This is a genomic window from Candidatus Gastranaerophilales bacterium (assembly GCA_028696075.1).
Lineage (GTDB): Bacteria > Cyanobacteriota > Vampirovibrionia > Gastranaerophilales > JAILCC01 > JAQVHS01.
The window spans coordinates 19,603-37,316 of sequence record JAQVHS010000004.1; the positions used below are offsets into that span (position 1 = coordinate 19,603).

The following is a 17,714-nucleotide window of genomic DNA, read 5'->3' on the forward strand; positions in this document are numbered from 1 at the left end:
ACCCGCATAATCCAAGACAGCGGATTTTAAAAATCCACAAATCCTAAAGATACAGCCTTTGATTTCTCAAAGGCTTTTTTATTTATATACTATAAGGGCAATTTTTTCTGAATTTTGTTTTTATTTATATATCATAGGTAAAGGCATGTAGATTTATGCAAAATCAAGGTATCCAACAAAATCAACAAAATGTAGCCATACCGGCTGCACAATCGCAGAGAAGCAATCCTGCTCTTAGTTATTTAAACAATGTAAGGGAGCGGGTACCTGCCGATGCGTTTAATAAAAGTGCATTAAGCGCCCAACAAATGAGCCAGCTGCAGCAGTTAGAACAAGCTTATCAAAGTTTAACGCCGGAGCAGCAAATGCAGCTTCAAGCTGCATATCAACAGCAAGTGCAGCAAGCCAGAAGCTCGCGCCCATCTCTTCTCAAGCCTATATTATTTTTAGCATTGGTGGGAACTCTTATATTCAGCGCTAAAGCAAGGGGCATTGCAAAAAAACCGTTTGTAATGTTGAAGAATATGATTACAGGCAGAGGCAAGGTAACAACGGACAAGGCTCTTACAGAACATTTAAAAAATATTCTTGAAAAAGCAAAAACAGGCATTCTCAAAAAAGCCGATATTAAAAATGTATCAATCAGGTTAACAGATATGGCTGCTGCAGAAAAAAATGCTACGGTCGGCACCATAGAAAAATTAGCGAGAGAATATTCAAACTGCGAGTCAGGCGTTCCTAAAATAATTCTTAAGTTCAAAGAAAATACTAAATTGCCGGACGTCATAAAAAACATGAACATATCAGACGATCTTTTGAAAAATCTTGAAAACATATCACTTATAAATAAAGGCGGCAAGTCAACTCTCGGCAACGATATTGATATCCAGGCAATAGTAAGGAGCTTCAATGATACAACGGATAAACCGGCAGCAGTAAGCGGTGTCGGCAGTAAAATTTGGAACTTCATAAAAGGTTTAAACAGCTAATTTACCGAGCATATTATTAATGGCGGTTTTAGACGAATGATTTGCCTCAACAATTTTTCGTGAATTTTGGACTATACGGGTATATTCATCATAATTCTCCAGATAATGGCGAATCTTCTCAATCAAATCATCAAAACTGCGGTGGATTATAATACTTTCATTTTCTTTAAAAAGCGTGTGTGCTTCTGCCCTGTCATCGCTGATTAAAAGTTTTTCACAAGCCATAACCTGAAAGGTCCTGTAATTAAGTGAACTCCTCCCCTGGCAGTTAAAATTAAAGACTATTCTTGTCTTATTGAGTTCATCAGCCATCTGATTTTCTGTAGCAATGAAGCCCCTGTAATTTTTTTCAAGCAAAGCTTTATCTTCCAAGTTTTCCGCTCTGTTTTTGGCATCTTCAAAATGACGCTCTATAGCATACCAGGCAAATTGTTTGTCTTTAAACTCTTTCATAAGGTTCAAAACGTTATGAAGCCTGAAATCAGTATCTAAACGACCTGCAAATGATATGTCATATACAGGCTCAATACCGTGATTTTTATAAATTTGAGTGTTAACAAAATGCGGCTGGTAAAAAAGATTTTTTATCTCATTTTTTTTATCGTTATAAAGTTCCTCGTCCCAATAAAAAGTATAATTATCATCATCTTTAAGCAAATGGTAATAACATTGCCAATCCTTGCCGGAATGCTCATTCTGCATAACGTCAGAAAAATAATTTATCGCAGGAATATTGATATTATCAAGCGCTTTAAACCTCAGCGCCGAAAAATCATAACCGACCAAAAAGTCATACTTGTTGGCATTATATAACTCTAACAAATATGTTTTCTCGTCTTTTAAGACGTCAAAAATATCAATCACATGTCCGTTCTGTACTATACCGTCAAACAGACTGTTAATTGTAAGTCTTCCGCCTATACTATGTGGTAAAATTCCTAAAAATCTCATTACGTTAAAATCTCTTTCACTTCGTTAAGAGCATTTGCCAATGCGCCTTTGTTATCTTCAAAAACAGCAATAGAAGCTGCCGAAGCTTTTTGATAAAATTCTTCTTCTCTAAGCAGTTTAATAAGGACATCAAGAAGCTGCTCCTTGTTTTCTACAAGAAAAGAGGCGCCTTTATCAATTAAAAACCTGTATATATCCTTAAAGTTAAAAACAATATTACCTGAAACCGTTGGCACACCATAAATAGCGGCTTCCAGTGGATTATGCCCTCCGGTAGAGGAAAAACTTCCGCCTATAAAGGCAATAGCAGAGATACTGTATAACTTTGACAGCTCGCCCATAGTATCAAGCAAAATCACATCAGATACGCTAAAATTACCGCCCTTTGAGCGTAGAGAACAGTTAACTTCATAATCTTTCAAAAGATTTTCAACAGAAGCCAGTCTTTCGGGGTGTCTGGGCGCTAAAATCATTTTCAAATCAGAAAACTCCTGCTTTAGTTTTTTGAAACCTCTTATTATAATTTCATCCTCACCCTTATGGGTGGAACCTGCAATAATGACTTTATTTTCGCGGACTTCAAGCTGATTTTTCAAGCTTTCAATCTCTTTAAAAGAGAGCTTTGTATCTTCAATATCGAACTTCAAATTCCCCATAACATTGGTGATATCGGGACTTGCACCTATATCAATTATTCTTGCCATATCATCAAGGGTTTGCATCAAAATGCGCGAATAATTGTTCAGAACTTTTTTAAAAAACCACGAAAACTTTTTATAGCCTTTGTATGAATTAGGTGAAATCCTGCCGTTTATAATCATGCAAGGGATATTTTTCTTTTTAAGCCTGTAAGCAAAATTAGGCCATATCTCTGTTTCCGCTATTATAACGAGTTTAGGGTTAACGGATTTTATTGCACTGTTAATTGCAAAAGAAAAGTCAAACGGGAAGTAAACAATTTTATCAACTGTGGATTGAAATTTTTGGTTAGCAACTGCGTTTCCTGTTTTGGTAACGGTAGAAAGAACTATTTTTTCATTTGGAAATTCTTTTCTAAGCCTTTTTACAAAATTTTCAACAGCATTAACTTCGCCTACAGAAACCGCATGAACCCAGATAGATTTCTCATCGCCAAAAGATTTTTCATAAAAACCCGCTTTTTGAAAAAAACCTGCCCGAAACTTCGGCACAACAGCCAAAGCTGCAAGTATAACGGGCAAAAATAAAATCGTTAAAAATATAAATACTAAGTTATAAATAAAATACATGTTTTTCCTTTTTTAATTATTATAGCTCTAAATCTCACCAATCAAATCATACTCATCTGCGCCTGTTATGGTGCATAGTTCAATATCAGCAGGAAGCAGCGGTTTATCGGATTTAATATAAACCAAACCGTCAACTTCAGGAGCATCTCTGTATGAGCGTGCCGTAATTTCGCCGTTAGAGGCGATTTGCTCTATTATAACCGGAATCTGCTTACCTATGAAGCCTTGATTAATCTCATAGGAAATTCGGCTTTGGGTTTTCATTATAATTTTTTTGCGTTCTTTCTTTATTTTTGCAGGAATTTGAGGCTTCAAATCATAAGAATAAGTGCCTTTTTCTCTTGAATATTCAAACACTCCAAGCTTATCAAACCTCATATCTTTAACAAATTGGTGCAAATGCTCAAACTGCTCCTCGGTTTCTGTAGGATAACCTGTAATAAGGGCTGTTCTTACTGCAACACCGTCAATTTTGCTTCTTATTTTTGCCAAAAGCTCCCTATAATCAATTACGGGTCGAAGCATTTTTTTCAAAACTTCAGGATGCGAATGCTGCAGCGGAATATCAAAATATTTAACGACTTTAGGCAAATTTGCCACAGCATCAATTAATTCATCGTTAATCATAGAAGGATAAGTGTACATCACCCGTATCCACCCTAACCCCTGTATATCATTCAGTTTTTCAAGCAAACTTGCCAAGACAGGCGCGCCGAATTTATCATATCCGTAATAAGATGTATCCTGCGCTATTAAAATAATTTCGTTAACGCCTTTATCAACCAACTGTTTTGCTTCTTTAATAACATCTCCCATATTTCTGCTTCTATAAGGACCTTTTAAAGCAGGAATAATGCAGTAGCCGCATTTATAATTGCAGCCCTCCGCTATCTTAAGATAAGAGGCAGAACCAACCGTAATTTGCTGACGCTTTACATTTTCAGGGTAAAAAATTACGGGATTGGGTGTAACATGGTAAATTTTCTTAATCTGTTTTTGTTCAAAATCCTTGATGACATCAACAATTTTGGTAATATCGGCAGTACCCAGAAATGCAAAAATCTCGGGGATTTGCTCCTGCAGTTCCTGCTGGTACTTTTGAGCCAGACAACCTGTTACAATTAAGGGCTTATTAATCTCAACAAGCTCCAGAATATAATGAATGCTCTCTTTTTGGGCATCTAAAATGAATGAACAGGTATTTACAATAACAACGTCGGCGCCCTCTGTATCAAGAGTAACTTTATAACCTGCCTCTGAAACCATACCCAGCATAAGCTCCAAGTCCACAAGGTTTTTAGGACAGCCGAAATTAATTGCGCCTATCAGGGTCATAATCTACCTGTAGTTTGTAAATTGAAGAGGAATATTATATGCATCTTCATTACTTTTTAATAATTGAATTACCGCCTGCAGGTCATCTTTATCTTTGCCGCTGACTCTGACCTGATCTCCTTGAATAGCAGGCTGCACCTTTATTTTAGAAGCTTTGATATCTGCCGTGATTTTTTTTGCCAACTCCTGCGTAAGACCTTTTTTTAAATTAAATACCTGTCTTACATTACCGCCTAAGGCATTTTCAAGCTTTTGCGCATCTAAAATTTTGATACTTAAATTACGTTTAATCATCTTGGATTGTAGAATATCAATAATGTTTTTCAATTTTGTTTCATCGTTAGTAGTAATAGTTATAGCCTTATCAGCTTCAAGTTCTACTTGTGAGTTGGAATCTTTTAAATCAAACCTTGCCGAAATATCCCGCTTAGTCTGGTCTATTGCATTTACCAGCTCTTGTGCGTTAAATTCACTTACAACATCAAAACTGCAATCTTTTGCCATATCAACCCTCAATACTTGTAACCATAATCCATACCTTATCATTAAAAAAGTTCGCACGCAAATATTTCACTAAAAATTAGTGAATAAAAATAACATATAAGAATACTCTTATCAAAAAGAGTTTAAAAGTGCATAATACTGAAAAATAACAGTATAAATTATGTATTATGCACTATATTTAAATTCTCTCTTAATGTTTGTATCTAACATCTTGGTAATAGATTCTAATTCGGTAGAAGCTGCCTTTTGTTGAGTTTCAATATTCTTTTGGTCGATTTCAAGAATTTTGTCCATAGCATTGATTTGGTTTTCTTGTTGTTCCAAAATGTATTGAGTGTAATCATCTTCATTCTGCATAGCAGTACTTTTTTGTGTAGCAATACCTATTGATTTGTAGGAAAGGTATTGTCTTTTTTCCATAATTCTTTGCATTCTGAACTCAACGTCTGCCTTGTAGGTGGTTAGTGTGAGCATCCTGCAATTTAGTGATGCAATAGTCATAACTCTGCTCTCCTGTTCTCTCTGACTTTAATGGTTAAGGGAAGTATATTTTTTCTCTCTTGTATATATAAAAACAATATACTTTTTATTATTGCTTTTTTAGAAAAGTTTTAGTTAACAAAAGTTCATATTCACCGAAAGTAACAATTTCGTAACATTTTCAGGGATTTTTATCAAAAAATTTCCAAAATCATGTATTCTAATCATAGGTAACTATAAGATTTCTAACGAGGCATGATATATGAGAATAGGAAATTGTACCGGCTATACATTTGGCTCTAAGATTGATGTAGCAAATTCGAGTACACGAAGAGCCTTTAGAGAAATACTCCGAGGTAATCCGAATATTCACCCGAATCGTGTTGAAAATTTGATTATGCACCGTACAATGGATGACGGGCATGACCATATTATAAGGTACGTATCAACTTCTGACGGACGTTATTTACTAAAAATAACCGAAGTAAAATCCGACGGAACAAAGGGAGTATCAACGTTTACCAACAGCATTCCGTTTGTCAATCCGGAAGACTGTTTCGTACATGCCTTTAGCGAGCATGGAACCCAATACTATATTGACCAAGCAAAAAGAAGGTTATGTGCTATAGCTTAGAGTAATATTCTTTTAAAAGCACTGCATCTTCTTCCATAACAGGGCTTTCACAAACCAAAACCCCTCTTACATCAAAAGCTTTAAAGGCTTTCATTAAGGCTTTGTAATCAAAATCAGATTCCCGCATCATTAAATGCCTTACTTCACCTTTTTGGGTATATTCAATCCCGGCAGCATGCGCATGGAAATTTTTAAGAGCAAAATCACCCAGCTCATCACCTATTTGCTCTAAAATACGGCTAAAATCGTCATAAGAATTATAAGCCCCGCCGCTCCTTGCATGAAGATGTGAAAAATCTATACAGGGCAGTACATTATCGTAGAGTTTTGATATTTTTATAACTTCATCTAAATCCCCCCACTGAGTAGGTTTACCTGTGGTTTCAGGTCTGACAAAAACGGTATTTTTTTCTTCTTTAAGTGTTTGCATAATCTCATCAAACCCCGCTTTAACTTTATCAAAAACCACGTCTTTATCAGCTCCCATATAAAATGCGGCATGGAAAACTATACTGTATAACCCAAGCTTTTTTGCCATTTGGGCTGTTTCAACCACTCTTTGAACGCTGGCTTCGATCTTTTCTTCTTCTTTAGAATTCAGATTAATATAATAAGGCGCATGGGCCGTTAAAATCATATTCTTTTGAGACGCAAATTCAACAATTTCCCGCTGATTATCGCTGCTCATTCTTACACCATGTACAAACTCAATTTCAACACCGTTAAGCCCCATTTCCTCAAGATCATCGAATGCCTGCTTATAAGTGCGAGGCTTAGTTCTGATAGGTATTCCGGCAGTAATAAAGTTAAGTTTATCCATATTTATACTTGTTTTTCTTTAATTGTAAGAGAAGCAATTGCAGCCAACAAAAGCACAATTCCTCCGATTATAAAAGCGTATTCATAATGATAAAACGTACCTGTTTGGGTGTTAAAGGCATTTTGGTTAATAAACCAGGCTAAAAGCGTACACACTAAAACTTGCGGACCTGCGATAAAGATGTTAAATATACCCATTACAGAGCCTTCCATGCCGGGTTTAATATATTCGGAAAGCATTGCAAAAGGTAAAGCCAAAACAGATGCCCAGCCTATACCTGCTACAGCCATTGCAGCCATAATAACATTTGTATTAACCGTAAACGCCATAGCTAAAAATGCCAATGCCATAATAGTTACACAAATAGCATGGACCAGCTTATTACCGAATTTTGTGGATAAAATACCGATAGGAATTGAAATAACAAAACATATAAGGTTAAATACGGCAAAACATATTGAAGAAAAGTTGGTCCCGTCAAGTTTTGCGGAATTAAAGGATGCAAGAGCAGTGCCGTCTGTGGCAACATCAGGCACACCAAACACATTATGTACGGCAAATTGCGTAAAGAAAATAAACATGCACATAATGCCTATCCAGGTAAAGAATTGTACGATACAAATTTTGGCAACTTCGGGAGAAAGCTGAAAAAATCCTTTAAGATTTTCTATAAATCCGGGGTCTTTAATTTTCTCATCTGCCTGAGCGCTTTCTGCTGCAGGAGCCTGACCTTCCTGAATAGTAATACATGTCCAAAGCATAGCAAGTAAAAACGCCAGCGCTGCCATTATAAATTGAGCATTAATACTCATTTGATAATTAAAAATCATTTTTAAAACAGGTGCAGTACCTGCTGCAACAACAGAGCCAAGCCCTATGGCAAAACTCAGGAAAGAATTTGCGATAGAATGCTGCTCCGGCGGAACAATATCAGGAACCAAAGCTCTATATGGACCTTGCGCAACATTTACACAGGCATCTATAACCCAAATCATAATTGCAGCAATCAAAAGCCCTGACCATACGGGAAGGGAACTCCCTGTAATTCCGCCTAAAAATTCCGCTATATTACCGGAATTGGGGAAAGCCCACAGTGCTATGGCGGCTAAAACAGCACCGCCTAAAAGATAAGGACGGCGGCGTCCGAATTTGGTATGGGTTTTATCGCTAAGCGCACCTATAACAGGCTGCACAATCATGCCCGTAAAAGGACCTGCCAGCCATATTAAGCCAAATAACATCGGATTTGCACCAAAACCCTCTGTTACAGGACCTGATAAAATTATCCTCATTTGCCAGGCAAATTGAAGCCCGAAAAATCCTAAACAAAAATTCAACAGTTGAAACGTTGATAATCTCTTAAGACCGTTTGAAACAATATTTTCCTGCATTATAATTCCCTCTTAATAGTAAAATCCATCTTTTTTCATACGTTCAAAAACTTCATACAAGTTTTCTTCCGTTGCTACAATTGAAACCCTAAAGAAACCCTCTCCGTATTTACCAAACGCAGTACCCGGCACAGCTACAATACCTGAAGTTTCAAGCAATGCCGATGTGAATTCTTCTGCGGTGTTATATTTTCTTGGTATCGGCAGCCATAAATAAAAGGTATATCTTGGTACTGTTGAATTGTCAATCTCCCAGCCCAGCTCTTTGAAGCCTTTAACAGCTATTTGCTGTTTCTTTTCGTATATTTTATTAACTTCATTAATATAATCATCACCTTCTTTAGCGGTCAAAATTTCGGCTGCCGCCTTTTGGACAGCCTTATATAAGCCTGTATCAATTGTTGATTTAAGTTTGCCTAAAACAGCCACAGCATCTTTATTTCCGCAAGCCCAGCCTATTCTCCAGCCTGTCATTGCATAAGGTTTGCTAAGACTGTGAAATTCAATTGCAATATCCTTGGCCTTATCAAACTCTAGTATGCTTCTTGGCGGCTGCTCACCTTCGAAGTACATATCAGCATAAGCTGCATCACTTACAAGCAAAATATTCTTTTCATAGCAAAAATCCACTACTTTTTTTAAGTATTCATCTGTTGCAGAAGCGCCCAGGGGATTATTGGGATAATTAATTACAAAGGCTTTAACTTTTTCGGGGTTAAATCCTTCCTTTTCAAGCTGCGCCAAAAGCTCATAAGGGTCAGGCATGTAGTTATTTTCAGGAGTTAAAGGAATTGAATAAGCATGCCCGCCTGATGTTTTAATTTGTTCTTTATAAGAGGCATACCCGGGGTCAGGTATCATAATAATATCCTGATTATGTATATCCAAAGAAGGGTTAATTAAAGTTCTGAACATGGCAGATAGACCTTCTTTAGAACCTATTAGAGAAAAAATTTCATCCACAGGATTAACATCAACCCCGAAGCGCTTTTTCATCCTATGTTTAACTGCTTCAAGATAAAAAGCTTCACCTTTTGGTACTGAATAAGAGTGTATGCCTTTTTCATCCATTGATTTTGTCAAAGCATCTATCACGTACTGCGGAGGATTTTGGGTAGGAGCTCCAATACTAAGCATAATAGGGGGACGGCCTTTTGCCTCAAGTTCAGGTCTTAATCTGTTAGTATCCTGTGCTATCTTGAACATAATGTACGTTTCAAGGGTTTTAACGTAATCACTGTAAAGCGCTTTTATATCAGGCATGCTATTCCCCTCTTATCTGTAATCGTCTTTTTCATTTTATTACAAATATAGACAGGAAGGAATAAACCACTAACGGTTATCGGAGCAAAGTTACTTTTTACTGTCATTGCGAAAAAATACGAAGCATTTTGAGGCAATCTATTGATAAGGTGGTGTTTTACAAGACATTGACCTGGATTGCTTCACTTACGTTCGCAAAGACGGTTCTCGTCATTGCGAAAAATGCGAAGCATTTTGTGGCAATCTATTGATAAGGTGGCGTTTTACAAGACATTGACCTGGATTGCTTCACTTACGTTCGCAAAGACGGTTCTTGTCATTGCGAAAAAATGCGAAGCATTTTGTGGCAATCTATTGATAAGGTGGCGTTTTACAAGACATTGACCTGGATTGCTTCACTTACGTTCGCAAAGACGGTTCTTGTCATTGCGAAAAATGCGTAAGCATTTTGTGGCAATCTATTGATAAAGTGGTGTTTTACAAGACATTGACCTGGATTGCTTCACTTACGTTCGTAAAGACAGCGAAAAATAACTCTTCACCTATTCACTAACCGCTAAGGGTAATAGATATTAAACTTAACCCAATTTGCCAAGCAAATCAGTGCAATTTTCCAAAAGAACATTCGCAAGGTCTTTAGGGTCAATCATAGTTACAACTTGTTGGATTAATTGAGGCGGCAAACCTTGTGCAATATTGACAAGAAGCTCTTTATCAAGCGCTGCCATACCCTGAATCATATCGCCTTTTAGAGATTTTTCAAAACATTCTGATAATCTGTCAGTGGGTATTTCTTTAAACAGTTCAGGCTGCTCTTTTAATAAATGGGCTGATAATCCTACTAAATGCTTTTTGGGAAGACTTTGAATAGCTTCCAGGAATTTTTCGGGCTTAAGAGCTTCGATTTGTTTAAGCATATCCGATTTATTGCTGGTGTTCATTCTTTGCCCTGTAGCTTCTTCGTACATTTTATTCAATTCTTGGGGATTTAGCTGTTTTAAATATTCCATTACGTTCTTTTTTTCAATTTTATCGCTGGCTAAGAATCTTTTAAGCGTGGCTTCGGGAAGCATTTCCATAATTTGCTTGTTTGTATACATGTTCTTTAGAACTTTAATCATTTCTTCTTGAGGAATAGAGCCTAAAATCTTTGCCAACTTTTCCTTTGTGAAAAATTTCATGCCAAGAAGAAGATGTTTTTTTTGTAAAAGCTTTAACAAATAGCTGACATCACTGCTTTTCATCATTTTAATGAGCTGATATCTTACTTTGGGGTCATTTAAGTTCAAATCTTTAACTAATTGTGAAGAATTATAATTGGATTTCTCATAAAACTTAGCAGCACCGCTTTTTTTAGATTTGCCGCTTTTTGAAGTCCTGCCAGCTTGTTGACTAGTCAACAAGTGCGCATACTGCGTTAGAAGTTCTACATCAATATCCATATTAACCATTTTCGACCACCAAGTTTAATATCTGTATTACTTTTATCGGCATTTTTACTTAAAACTTTAGGAAAAATATGATATAATCGGAGAAATTGAAACATTTGTTTACAATTCACAAAAAACTAACAAATTAATGCTTGCCCATGTTTTAAAACAAACAACAAGGTTCTGTATTTAGCTAATGGAGGTTCTAAATGAACGCAATAAGTTTCAACGCACATACCCCGCTTTCCCAAAATGACATTACAAGATTGCCAAACCAGGCTTCTGCGGCAATAGCAGCTCCTGCAGCTGCAGTTACCCAGTCAGGGGATTACTATGGCGAACCCAAAAAAATGAGCGGCTTAACTAAGACTATTATCGCTTTAGCTGTGGCAGCCGGAGCATTAGTTACTTTAAAAAGGACTAATTTACTAAAAGTTGCGCCGGATGCAACAGGTACAATGAGTAAAATTAAAGGTTATGCAGCTAAAGCAGCTGATTATGTAGAATATCCTTTTGTAAAAGCTTATAAGTTTGTGAAGGGCTTGTTCGGCAAAAACGCCGATGATGTAGCAAAAGCAGCTGATAATGTAACACCACCACCGGCAGCAGTAACACCACCACCTGCAGCGGTAACACCATAACTAAGGCATCTGAGGTGTAGCGGACTTAGCAACTAAAGTTTAAGCTATTTATAGAAATACGAAAAACACAATCTTGCAAAAGGTTGTGTTTTTTTATGCTAAAATATACTCAGGCAAGGAGAAGAATATTGAAAATAGGCATTCCCAGAGGGCTTAGTTATTACAATTATTATCCGTTTTGGCATGGTTTTTTTACACATTTAGGTATTGAAGTAGTCGTATCGGATAAAACTACCAAACAAATTGTTTCAAACGGCAGTGCTTTGGTTGTCAGCGAGACCTGCCTGCCTGTGAAAGTGTATGTCGGGCATGTATTAAACCTCTTGGATAAAGGGGTTGATGTAATATACTCTCCAAGTATTCAATCCATTGAACCTAAAATTTATAACTGTTCTAAAATAAGGGGTTTGCCTGACCTGGTAAGAAACGTAATTAAAAGGAATTATCTTCTTATTGAACCGACTTTAGATATGTCAGAAAAAAATCAGGGATTTTATCAATACTTGTATGAGTCAGTTGCGCCTCTCGGCATTACCGATAAAAAATTAATAAAGGCGGCTTCTAAATCAGGGTGGGAAAGTATGAATCGCTATACAAAAATGGTGAAATCGGGAATGGATGCCGAAAAAGCAATGCGGCTTGCTATTCAAGGCAAAATAGAACTTGAAAACAAAGAACATAATACTGATAACAAAATTAAAATAGCCGTTATTTCGCATGCTTACAATTTATTTGATAATCAGATAAGTATGAAAATTATTCAAAAATTAAACAAGATGGGAAGCGTAGTTTATTTAGCTGAAGAACTTGAGAAAGAACAGCTGCTTCAAGGGTTCCATAACCTGGATACCGATATTTACTGGGCTAATGAGTACGAAATGTCCGGAGCTGCAGGATTATATTTAAGAGATAAAAAAATCGACGGCGTTATAACTCTTACATCCTTCGGATGCGGACCCGATTCACTTATGATAGAGAGAATAACAAGGTTTGCAAAAAAATATAAAAAACCGCTGCTGAATTTGACCGTAGATGAACACACCGGTGAAGCAGGTTTCATCACAAGGTTAGAAGCCTTTACTGACATGATAACCAGAACAAAGAGAGCTTCTGTATTAAAGCAGCTAAAAAATACCATACAAGTATAGCCTAACCTTCGTTATAATCACCCGCAAAACTTATTCTTTCAACAATTTTGAAAAAGCCAAAACAAAGTCCGCCTATACCTGCCCAAATACCGGCATTTTTAAACATTGATTTAAGCAGAGAAGTATCCAGTTTCAAAAAAGCTTTCATATTGATAAGGGCATCTGCGACTAAACTAACGGCTGCAGCACACCCGCCTACAAAAGCAAGGGATTTTAAATTATCCTTGGTTTCTCCACCAGAACCGCCGGACTGAAGTTGAGCAACCGCCGTATCCGCTCGCATGAAGGATATGCCACCGCCGTTTCTGACCATGTCATTCCCGCCGCGGCTGACAATTTTGCCCCCGCCGTTCCTGACCATGTCGTTCCCGCCCCGGCTGACAATATCGTTCCCGCCGTTCCGGCTGAACATGCCGTTTCTGCTGACTCTGCCACCCCTGCTGCCTCGATGATAAGAAAAGTTTGCATTTATTGCATCTATCATATCATTCGCCTTTATGTAGTAACCATTAACTATTTATTAAATAATCCGTTTATCGCTTTAAAAATACCGCCAATAAGTAAAAATATTCCTGCAACCTTAGGAATGTTATGTAACATTTGTTTGATTGTTATAGGTTCAACGCTTTTAAAGAATTTGGATGCCAAGTTATTTCCCAAATCCCATACCACACTAAACGCAGAGGCAGCAGCTATATTTTTGCCTGCCCAGCCGATAAAAGTGTCTTTTTTAATTTCAGCAGGAACTATAACGTATTGGGTAGCCCCAAACGCCTGGTTTTGTTTTTGTTCCTCGAAACCGCGCATCCCCGGTTTTATGGGTTGTGCGCCAATCGCTGACACTTGCATTGTTCATCTCCTTGGTTTTTGTGGTAAACACTTAACGTGTAACTAATCTTCTTAACAGATTATAATAACACAGCGGTTTTAAAAAGTAAATACCCTGATATAAAATTAATTATAAATACTTTGTATCAAGCATTTCATCAGGGAGAAAGGTTTGTGCCTCATTAGGATGATTGTGGGAGTATTTATAATCAATCCCAAAACCGTAACTTGAAGCAGCTTTATAATGAGCGTCTTTCAAATGGGCAGGCACGGTATAATTTTTACCTTTGTGCAGGATATCATTAAGCGCTGAATCAATTGCACAAATTGCCTCATTTGATTTCGGTGCTTTGGCAACGTAAATAGTTGCTTGAGCAAGCGGAATTCTTGCCTCGGGAAGCCCCAGCGTTTCAACAGCCTTAAGTGCATTCATAGCAAGGACAAATGCTATAGGGTCAGCATTTCCGACATCTTCTGATGCGCAGACGACAAGTCTTCTGGCTATAAATCTCGGGTCTTCGCCGCCCGCTATCATTTTTGCAAGCCAATATATCGCAGCGTCAGGGTCTGAACCTCTCATTGATTTTTGGTAAGCAGAGGCAATATCATAGTGTTCCTGCATATCATATTTTATTGTTTTTCTTTGAATAAGCCCTTCCAGGATTTCCAGTGATAGGCTGCGCTCCTGTCCGTTAAAGTCGCTCGAAAAATAAGAATATTCAACTAAATTCAACGCAATTCTTGCATCTCCACTTGCAAAATTCACTATAGCTTCACCTATCTGTTTATCCAGTTCAACTTTACCGTATTTTTCCATCAGATATTTATAACCTTTTCTAATGATGGAAAGCATAGCTTCGTCTTCAAGCGGTTTTAACATCATAACCTGAGACCGTGAAACCAACGCTGGGTTTACCTGAAACGAAGGATTTTCCGTAGTAGAGCCTATCAGATAAAGCGTTCCTTTTTCAAGATGAGGCAAAAGGGCATCCTGCTGCGTTTTATTATAGCGGTGAATTTCATCTATAAACAGAACCGTTTTAATACCAGCCCGTAAATTTTCTTTTGCACGCTCAACAGCATCTTTTATATCTTTTACCCCTGATGAAACTGCACTCAATTCAATCATATCACTTTGTGTTTCTTTGGTAATAAGCCTTGCAAGGGTTGTTTTGCCGCATCCGGGCGGTCCCCATAAAATCAAAGAAAATAACCGCTTTGAAAGCAGCAGATTTTTCATTGCATTATTTTCCGATAAAATTTGATTTTGTCCCAAAAATTCACTCAAAGTTTTCGGGCGCAAAATTTCCGCCAAGGGAATTTGTTTATTTTGTTCTTCCAAATTTGTAAATAAATTCATATAATATCCTAAGAGGTTAGTTTTTAAATCGGAGTTGAAATGAAAAAAATATCATCAATTCTATACGTTAGTCTTATTTTAATTTTATTCTTAACAGGCTGCGGTGTAAACAAAGGAGCGAAAGGCACTATCGAACTGGAATTTTGGACTTTGCAGCTTGATAGTTTCAGGCCTTACATAACAAACGTTATATCACAATATGAAAAAGAAAACCCTGATATTAAGATTAAATGGGTTGATATCCCTTTTTCGGAAGGGGAAAAAAGGACACTGGCCTCGGTTATGAGCAACAACACGCCTGATTTGGTCAATCTTAACCCTGATTTCAGCGCTACGCTCGCAACAAGAAAAGCCCTGGTTGATATAAAAACATTGGCGCAGCCTGAAGATTTGGAAAAATATATCCCTCAAACCATTGATAACCTGAGTTATGGGGAAGTAGTATTTGGTATTCCGTGGTATTTAACAACCTCTGTTACTTACTACAACAAAAAAATACTCAATGCCGCAAACCTGACAGAGAAAGATTTGCCTCAAAATTACTTTGACCTTAAACATTTTGCCGAAAAAATCCGCCAAAATTCCAATGTCTACGCTCTTATGCCTACAGTATGCGAAGGCGGCAATATGCTGAAAATTTTCAACAAATACAATTCCTTAATCTACAAACCGGAAGGTTTAGACTTTAATAACGCTGAGAATATAAAAATATTAGAGCTTTACAAATACCTTTATCAAAATGACCTTATCCCTAAAGAATCAATAACTCAGGGGCATAGAGAAGCGCTGGAGCAATTTATGAGTTCTCAAAGCGTCATTTTGATATCAGGAACAAATTTTTTAAATTCAATAAAAGAAAACTCTCCCGAAGTGTACTCTAATTTGGGAATATATGAACAACTCAAGGGCAATAACGGTAAGTCGGATTTTTCGATGATGAACCTTATTATCCCGATCAAGTCAAAGCATCCGAAAGAAGCGCTGAAATTTGCGCTGTTTTTAACAAATGCAAAAAATCAGCTTGAATTTGCAAAACTTGCCCCTGTTTTTCCGTCCCAAAAAGAAGCGTTGAAAGACGAATATTTTTCATCAAATTCCGATAGCTTAGATAAACAAATACGCCGCATAGGCGCTCAGCAGCTAAATCATTCTGTTGCCCCGATAAAAATCCAGCAAAATCATGCCCTGCTAAACGAAATAATTAACCGCACGGTACAGCAGGTACTCTTAAACCAAACTCCCGCAAGCAAAGCCCTTGCAGATGCTCAAAAAGAATGGCTTGGTTTGCAATAAAAATAACTTTATAAAACTTAATAAAATAGACTTGTGAATAAATAGAAACTATAATTTTATTAATCACATATTGTTTAAGAGGGTTAAGATGAGCGAAAATACATTGTACAATGACAATGCCATTATGTCACCAAGCGATGTCAGAAAAGTATTGGATACCAACAATGAAGAGATTAAGGATCTTTGTCGTAAGTTAAAGGTATTCCCCAAAAGGGACAGGAATACCGGCAAAACTTTCTTTCTGAAAGATGATGTTGAATTCTTAAAACGAATTAAGGAACTTCATTTTAAGGCTGACAAATTTTCTGAAATAGATGAAAAAGTTATGCCTCATTCTGCTGTCCAAAACCCTATTGCAACAGTAGACAATTCTTCTCAACTGCAATTAATGGAAGAGTTTAAAAATGCCGTTGAAAAAATGGCATTTAGCCATGAAGCTCTTATTGAAAAAATTGAAACAACTCTTGAAAATAAATTGGACGGTTTGGACGAAGTGGTAGTTGAGCTTATTCAGGTAAAAACAGAAAATGAAAATTTAAGAATAAAGCTTAACCAACTTACCAAAGAAAACTATGAACTTAAGTCCTCTTTAGAAAGATTTAAGCCGATGGGGTTTGGTTTTTTCGTCAGACAGTAGCGGAGATTTTTTGCATGAATTTATAAACTTCTTCGTAGTCGGAAGAAGAAAATTTTTCGCACTTACCGTCAGCAAGTTCTATTTCTATTATGTAATTATCCGAAACAGGATAGGTAATTATCGGTAGGTTATTCACTTTGCTTGCAGTTTGAATATATTCTTCAAGCAGCTCTTCATTCTTTCTGCAAACAGCGGCCGAAAAAGATATGGCTTTTTTGGTTTCTATAGTTGTAATATTACCTATATCTTCCTTAATTTGAGAACAAAGCACGTCATCCCCCGATGCCAAAACTATACCCACACCTTTTGAAGCGGCAAAAATCGCATTTAATTGCGCCTCTCCAACCGTAGCGCCGTTAAGTTTAACATCTTTAAACGCCATATTAAAAGTATGAGCCAAAACGCCGTTGCTGCAAACTTTTGCATGACAGCCCAAGAATATTACCGCATCAAAGCTTTCATGCAGTCCGTACATCATAGAAACCGGTTTGGGTTTGCCTGTGATAAGAGTTACATCCTCCGGCAGTTCGCTTAAGGCTATATTATTCATTGCGCCATGCGCATCGTTTATGACTATATCCTCTACACCTGCCAGCTTTAAGCCTTTTATAAGAGCATTAAGTTCCTTATGCAGCTGCAGACACATCTCATTATAAGGAATAGAATAATCGCACGCAATCTGACTAGGGTTCACAACCCCGTTTAAGCCTTCAACATCAGCTGAAATGTATATTTTTCTCAT

General features: G+C 37.1%; 19 protein-coding genes. 6 read left to right on the forward strand and 13 right to left on the reverse strand.

Annotation, left to right across the window (positions count from 1 at the left end; genetic code table 11):
• Window positions 1-155: 155 nt before the first annotated feature.
• Window positions 156-989, forward strand: coding sequence for a hypothetical protein (locus PHX18_03825; GenBank protein ID MDD3593739.1), 834 nt, complete (start codon window positions 156-158; stop codon window positions 987-989).
• Here PHX18_03825 and PHX18_03830 read toward each other — a convergent pair.
• From PHX18_03830 to PHX18_03850, 5 genes are all read right to left on the reverse strand, one after another.
• Window positions 978-1,940 carry a glycosyltransferase gene (locus PHX18_03830; GenBank protein MDD3593740.1) on the reverse strand — a complete coding sequence of 321 codons (963 nt, stop codon included), beginning with the start codon at window positions 1,938-1,940 and terminating at the stop codon, window positions 978-980. The two genes, PHX18_03825 and PHX18_03830, sit on opposite strands and share 12 nt — an antisense overlap.
• A complete protein-coding gene (locus tag PHX18_03835) occupies window positions 1,940-3,208 on the reverse strand; it encodes a 3-deoxy-D-manno-octulosonic acid transferase (GenBank protein ID MDD3593741.1) in 1,269 nt (422 codons plus the stop codon). Before PHX18_03835 ends, PHX18_03830 begins: the two co-directional genes overlap by 1 nt.
• A gap of 27 nt (window positions 3,209-3,235) precedes the next feature.
• Window positions 3,236-4,543, reverse strand: a complete 1,308-nt coding sequence (gene rimO / locus PHX18_03840) for a 30S ribosomal protein S12 methylthiotransferase RimO (GenBank protein MDD3593742.1) — start codon at window positions 4,541-4,543, stop codon at window positions 3,236-3,238.
• A gap of 3 nt (window positions 4,544-4,546) precedes the next feature.
• Window positions 4,547-5,047 carry a YajQ family cyclic di-GMP-binding protein gene (locus PHX18_03845; GenBank protein MDD3593743.1) on the reverse strand — a complete coding sequence of 167 codons (501 nt, stop codon included), beginning with the start codon at window positions 5,045-5,047 and terminating at the stop codon, window positions 4,547-4,549.
• A 165-nt stretch (window positions 5,048-5,212) separates the two neighbouring features.
• The gene (locus PHX18_03850; protein ID MDD3593744.1) at window positions 5,213-5,548 is read right to left on the reverse strand and encodes a hypothetical protein; all 336 of its coding nucleotides are present in this window, start codon (window positions 5,546-5,548) and stop codon (window positions 5,213-5,215) included.
• Between the two features lie 241 nt (window positions 5,549-5,789).
• On the opposite strand from PHX18_03850, the gene PHX18_03855 reads away from it, so the two are divergent.
• Complete coding sequence (locus PHX18_03855; protein MDD3593745.1) at window positions 5,790-6,161, forward strand: hypothetical protein; 372 nt, start codon at window positions 5,790-5,792, stop codon at window positions 6,159-6,161.
• On the opposite strand, the gene PHX18_03860 is transcribed toward PHX18_03855, so the two are convergent.
• The 4 genes from PHX18_03860 to PHX18_03875 all read right to left on the reverse strand — a co-directional run bounded on the left by PHX18_03860 (window position 6,151) and on the right by PHX18_03875 (window position 11,077).
• Complete coding sequence (locus PHX18_03860) at window positions 6,151-6,981, reverse strand: TIM barrel protein (GenBank protein ID MDD3593746.1); 831 nt, start codon at window positions 6,979-6,981, stop codon at window positions 6,151-6,153. The two genes, PHX18_03855 and PHX18_03860, sit on opposite strands and share 11 nt — an antisense overlap.
• Window positions 6,982-6,983: 2 nt before the next feature.
• Complete coding sequence (locus tag PHX18_03865; GenBank protein ID MDD3593747.1) at window positions 6,984-8,372, reverse strand: MFS transporter; 1,389 nt, start codon at window positions 8,370-8,372, stop codon at window positions 6,984-6,986.
• 12 nt (window positions 8,373-8,384) lie between these two features.
• Window positions 8,385-9,635, reverse strand: a complete 1,251-nt coding sequence (locus PHX18_03870) for an aminotransferase class I/II-fold pyridoxal phosphate-dependent enzyme (protein MDD3593748.1) — start codon at window positions 9,633-9,635, stop codon at window positions 8,385-8,387.
• 578 nt (window positions 9,636-10,213) lie between these two features.
• On the reverse strand, window positions 10,214-11,077 hold the full coding sequence (locus PHX18_03875; protein ID MDD3593749.1) for a hypothetical protein: 864 nt from the start codon (window positions 11,075-11,077) through the stop codon (window positions 10,214-10,216).
• Window positions 11,078-11,274: 197 nt separating this feature from the next.
• Between PHX18_03875 and PHX18_03880 the strand changes: the two genes are divergently transcribed.
• The gene (locus PHX18_03880; GenBank protein ID MDD3593750.1) at window positions 11,275-11,706 is read left to right on the forward strand and encodes a hypothetical protein; all 432 of its coding nucleotides are present in this window, start codon (window positions 11,275-11,277) and stop codon (window positions 11,704-11,706) included.
• A 128-nt stretch (window positions 11,707-11,834) separates the two neighbouring features.
• Window positions 11,835-12,854 (forward strand): acyl-CoA dehydratase activase-related protein, encoded by a 1,020-nt coding sequence (locus PHX18_03885; protein MDD3593751.1) that lies wholly within the window; start codon window positions 11,835-11,837, stop codon window positions 12,852-12,854.
• A gap of 1 nt (window position 12,855) precedes the next feature.
• Here PHX18_03885 and PHX18_03890 read toward each other — a convergent pair whose 3' ends face one another.
• The 3 genes from PHX18_03890 to PHX18_03900 all read right to left on the reverse strand — a co-directional run bounded on the left by PHX18_03890 (window position 12,856) and on the right by PHX18_03900 (window position 15,042).
• Window positions 12,856-13,338: a hypothetical protein gene (locus PHX18_03890; protein ID MDD3593752.1), complete on the reverse strand. Its 483-nt coding sequence runs from the start codon at window positions 13,336-13,338 to the stop codon at window positions 12,856-12,858.
• Window positions 13,339-13,367: 29 nt separating this feature from the next.
• Window positions 13,368-13,703: a hypothetical protein gene (locus tag PHX18_03895; GenBank protein ID MDD3593753.1), complete on the reverse strand. Its 336-nt coding sequence runs from the start codon at window positions 13,701-13,703 to the stop codon at window positions 13,368-13,370.
• A 109-nt stretch (window positions 13,704-13,812) separates the two neighbouring features.
• The gene (locus tag PHX18_03900) at window positions 13,813-15,042 is read right to left on the reverse strand and encodes a replication-associated recombination protein A (GenBank protein MDD3593754.1); all 1,230 of its coding nucleotides are present in this window, start codon (window positions 15,040-15,042) and stop codon (window positions 13,813-13,815) included.
• 39 nt (window positions 15,043-15,081) lie between these two features.
• On the opposite strand from PHX18_03900, the gene PHX18_03905 reads away from it, so the two are divergent.
• Both PHX18_03905 and PHX18_03910 read left to right on the forward strand, forming a co-directional pair.
• Window positions 15,082-16,335: a sugar ABC transporter substrate-binding protein gene (locus PHX18_03905; GenBank protein MDD3593755.1), complete on the forward strand. Its 1,254-nt coding sequence runs from the start codon at window positions 15,082-15,084 to the stop codon at window positions 16,333-16,335.
• 88 nt (window positions 16,336-16,423) lie between these two features.
• Window positions 16,424-16,972 (forward strand): hypothetical protein, encoded by a 549-nt coding sequence (locus tag PHX18_03910; protein ID MDD3593756.1) that lies wholly within the window; start codon window positions 16,424-16,426, stop codon window positions 16,970-16,972.
• Here the strand turns inward: PHX18_03910 and PHX18_03915 are convergent.
• Window positions 16,962-17,714, reverse strand: coding sequence for a M55 family metallopeptidase (locus tag PHX18_03915; protein ID MDD3593757.1), 753 nt, complete (start codon window positions 17,712-17,714; stop codon window positions 16,962-16,964). The two genes, PHX18_03910 and PHX18_03915, sit on opposite strands and share 11 nt — an antisense overlap.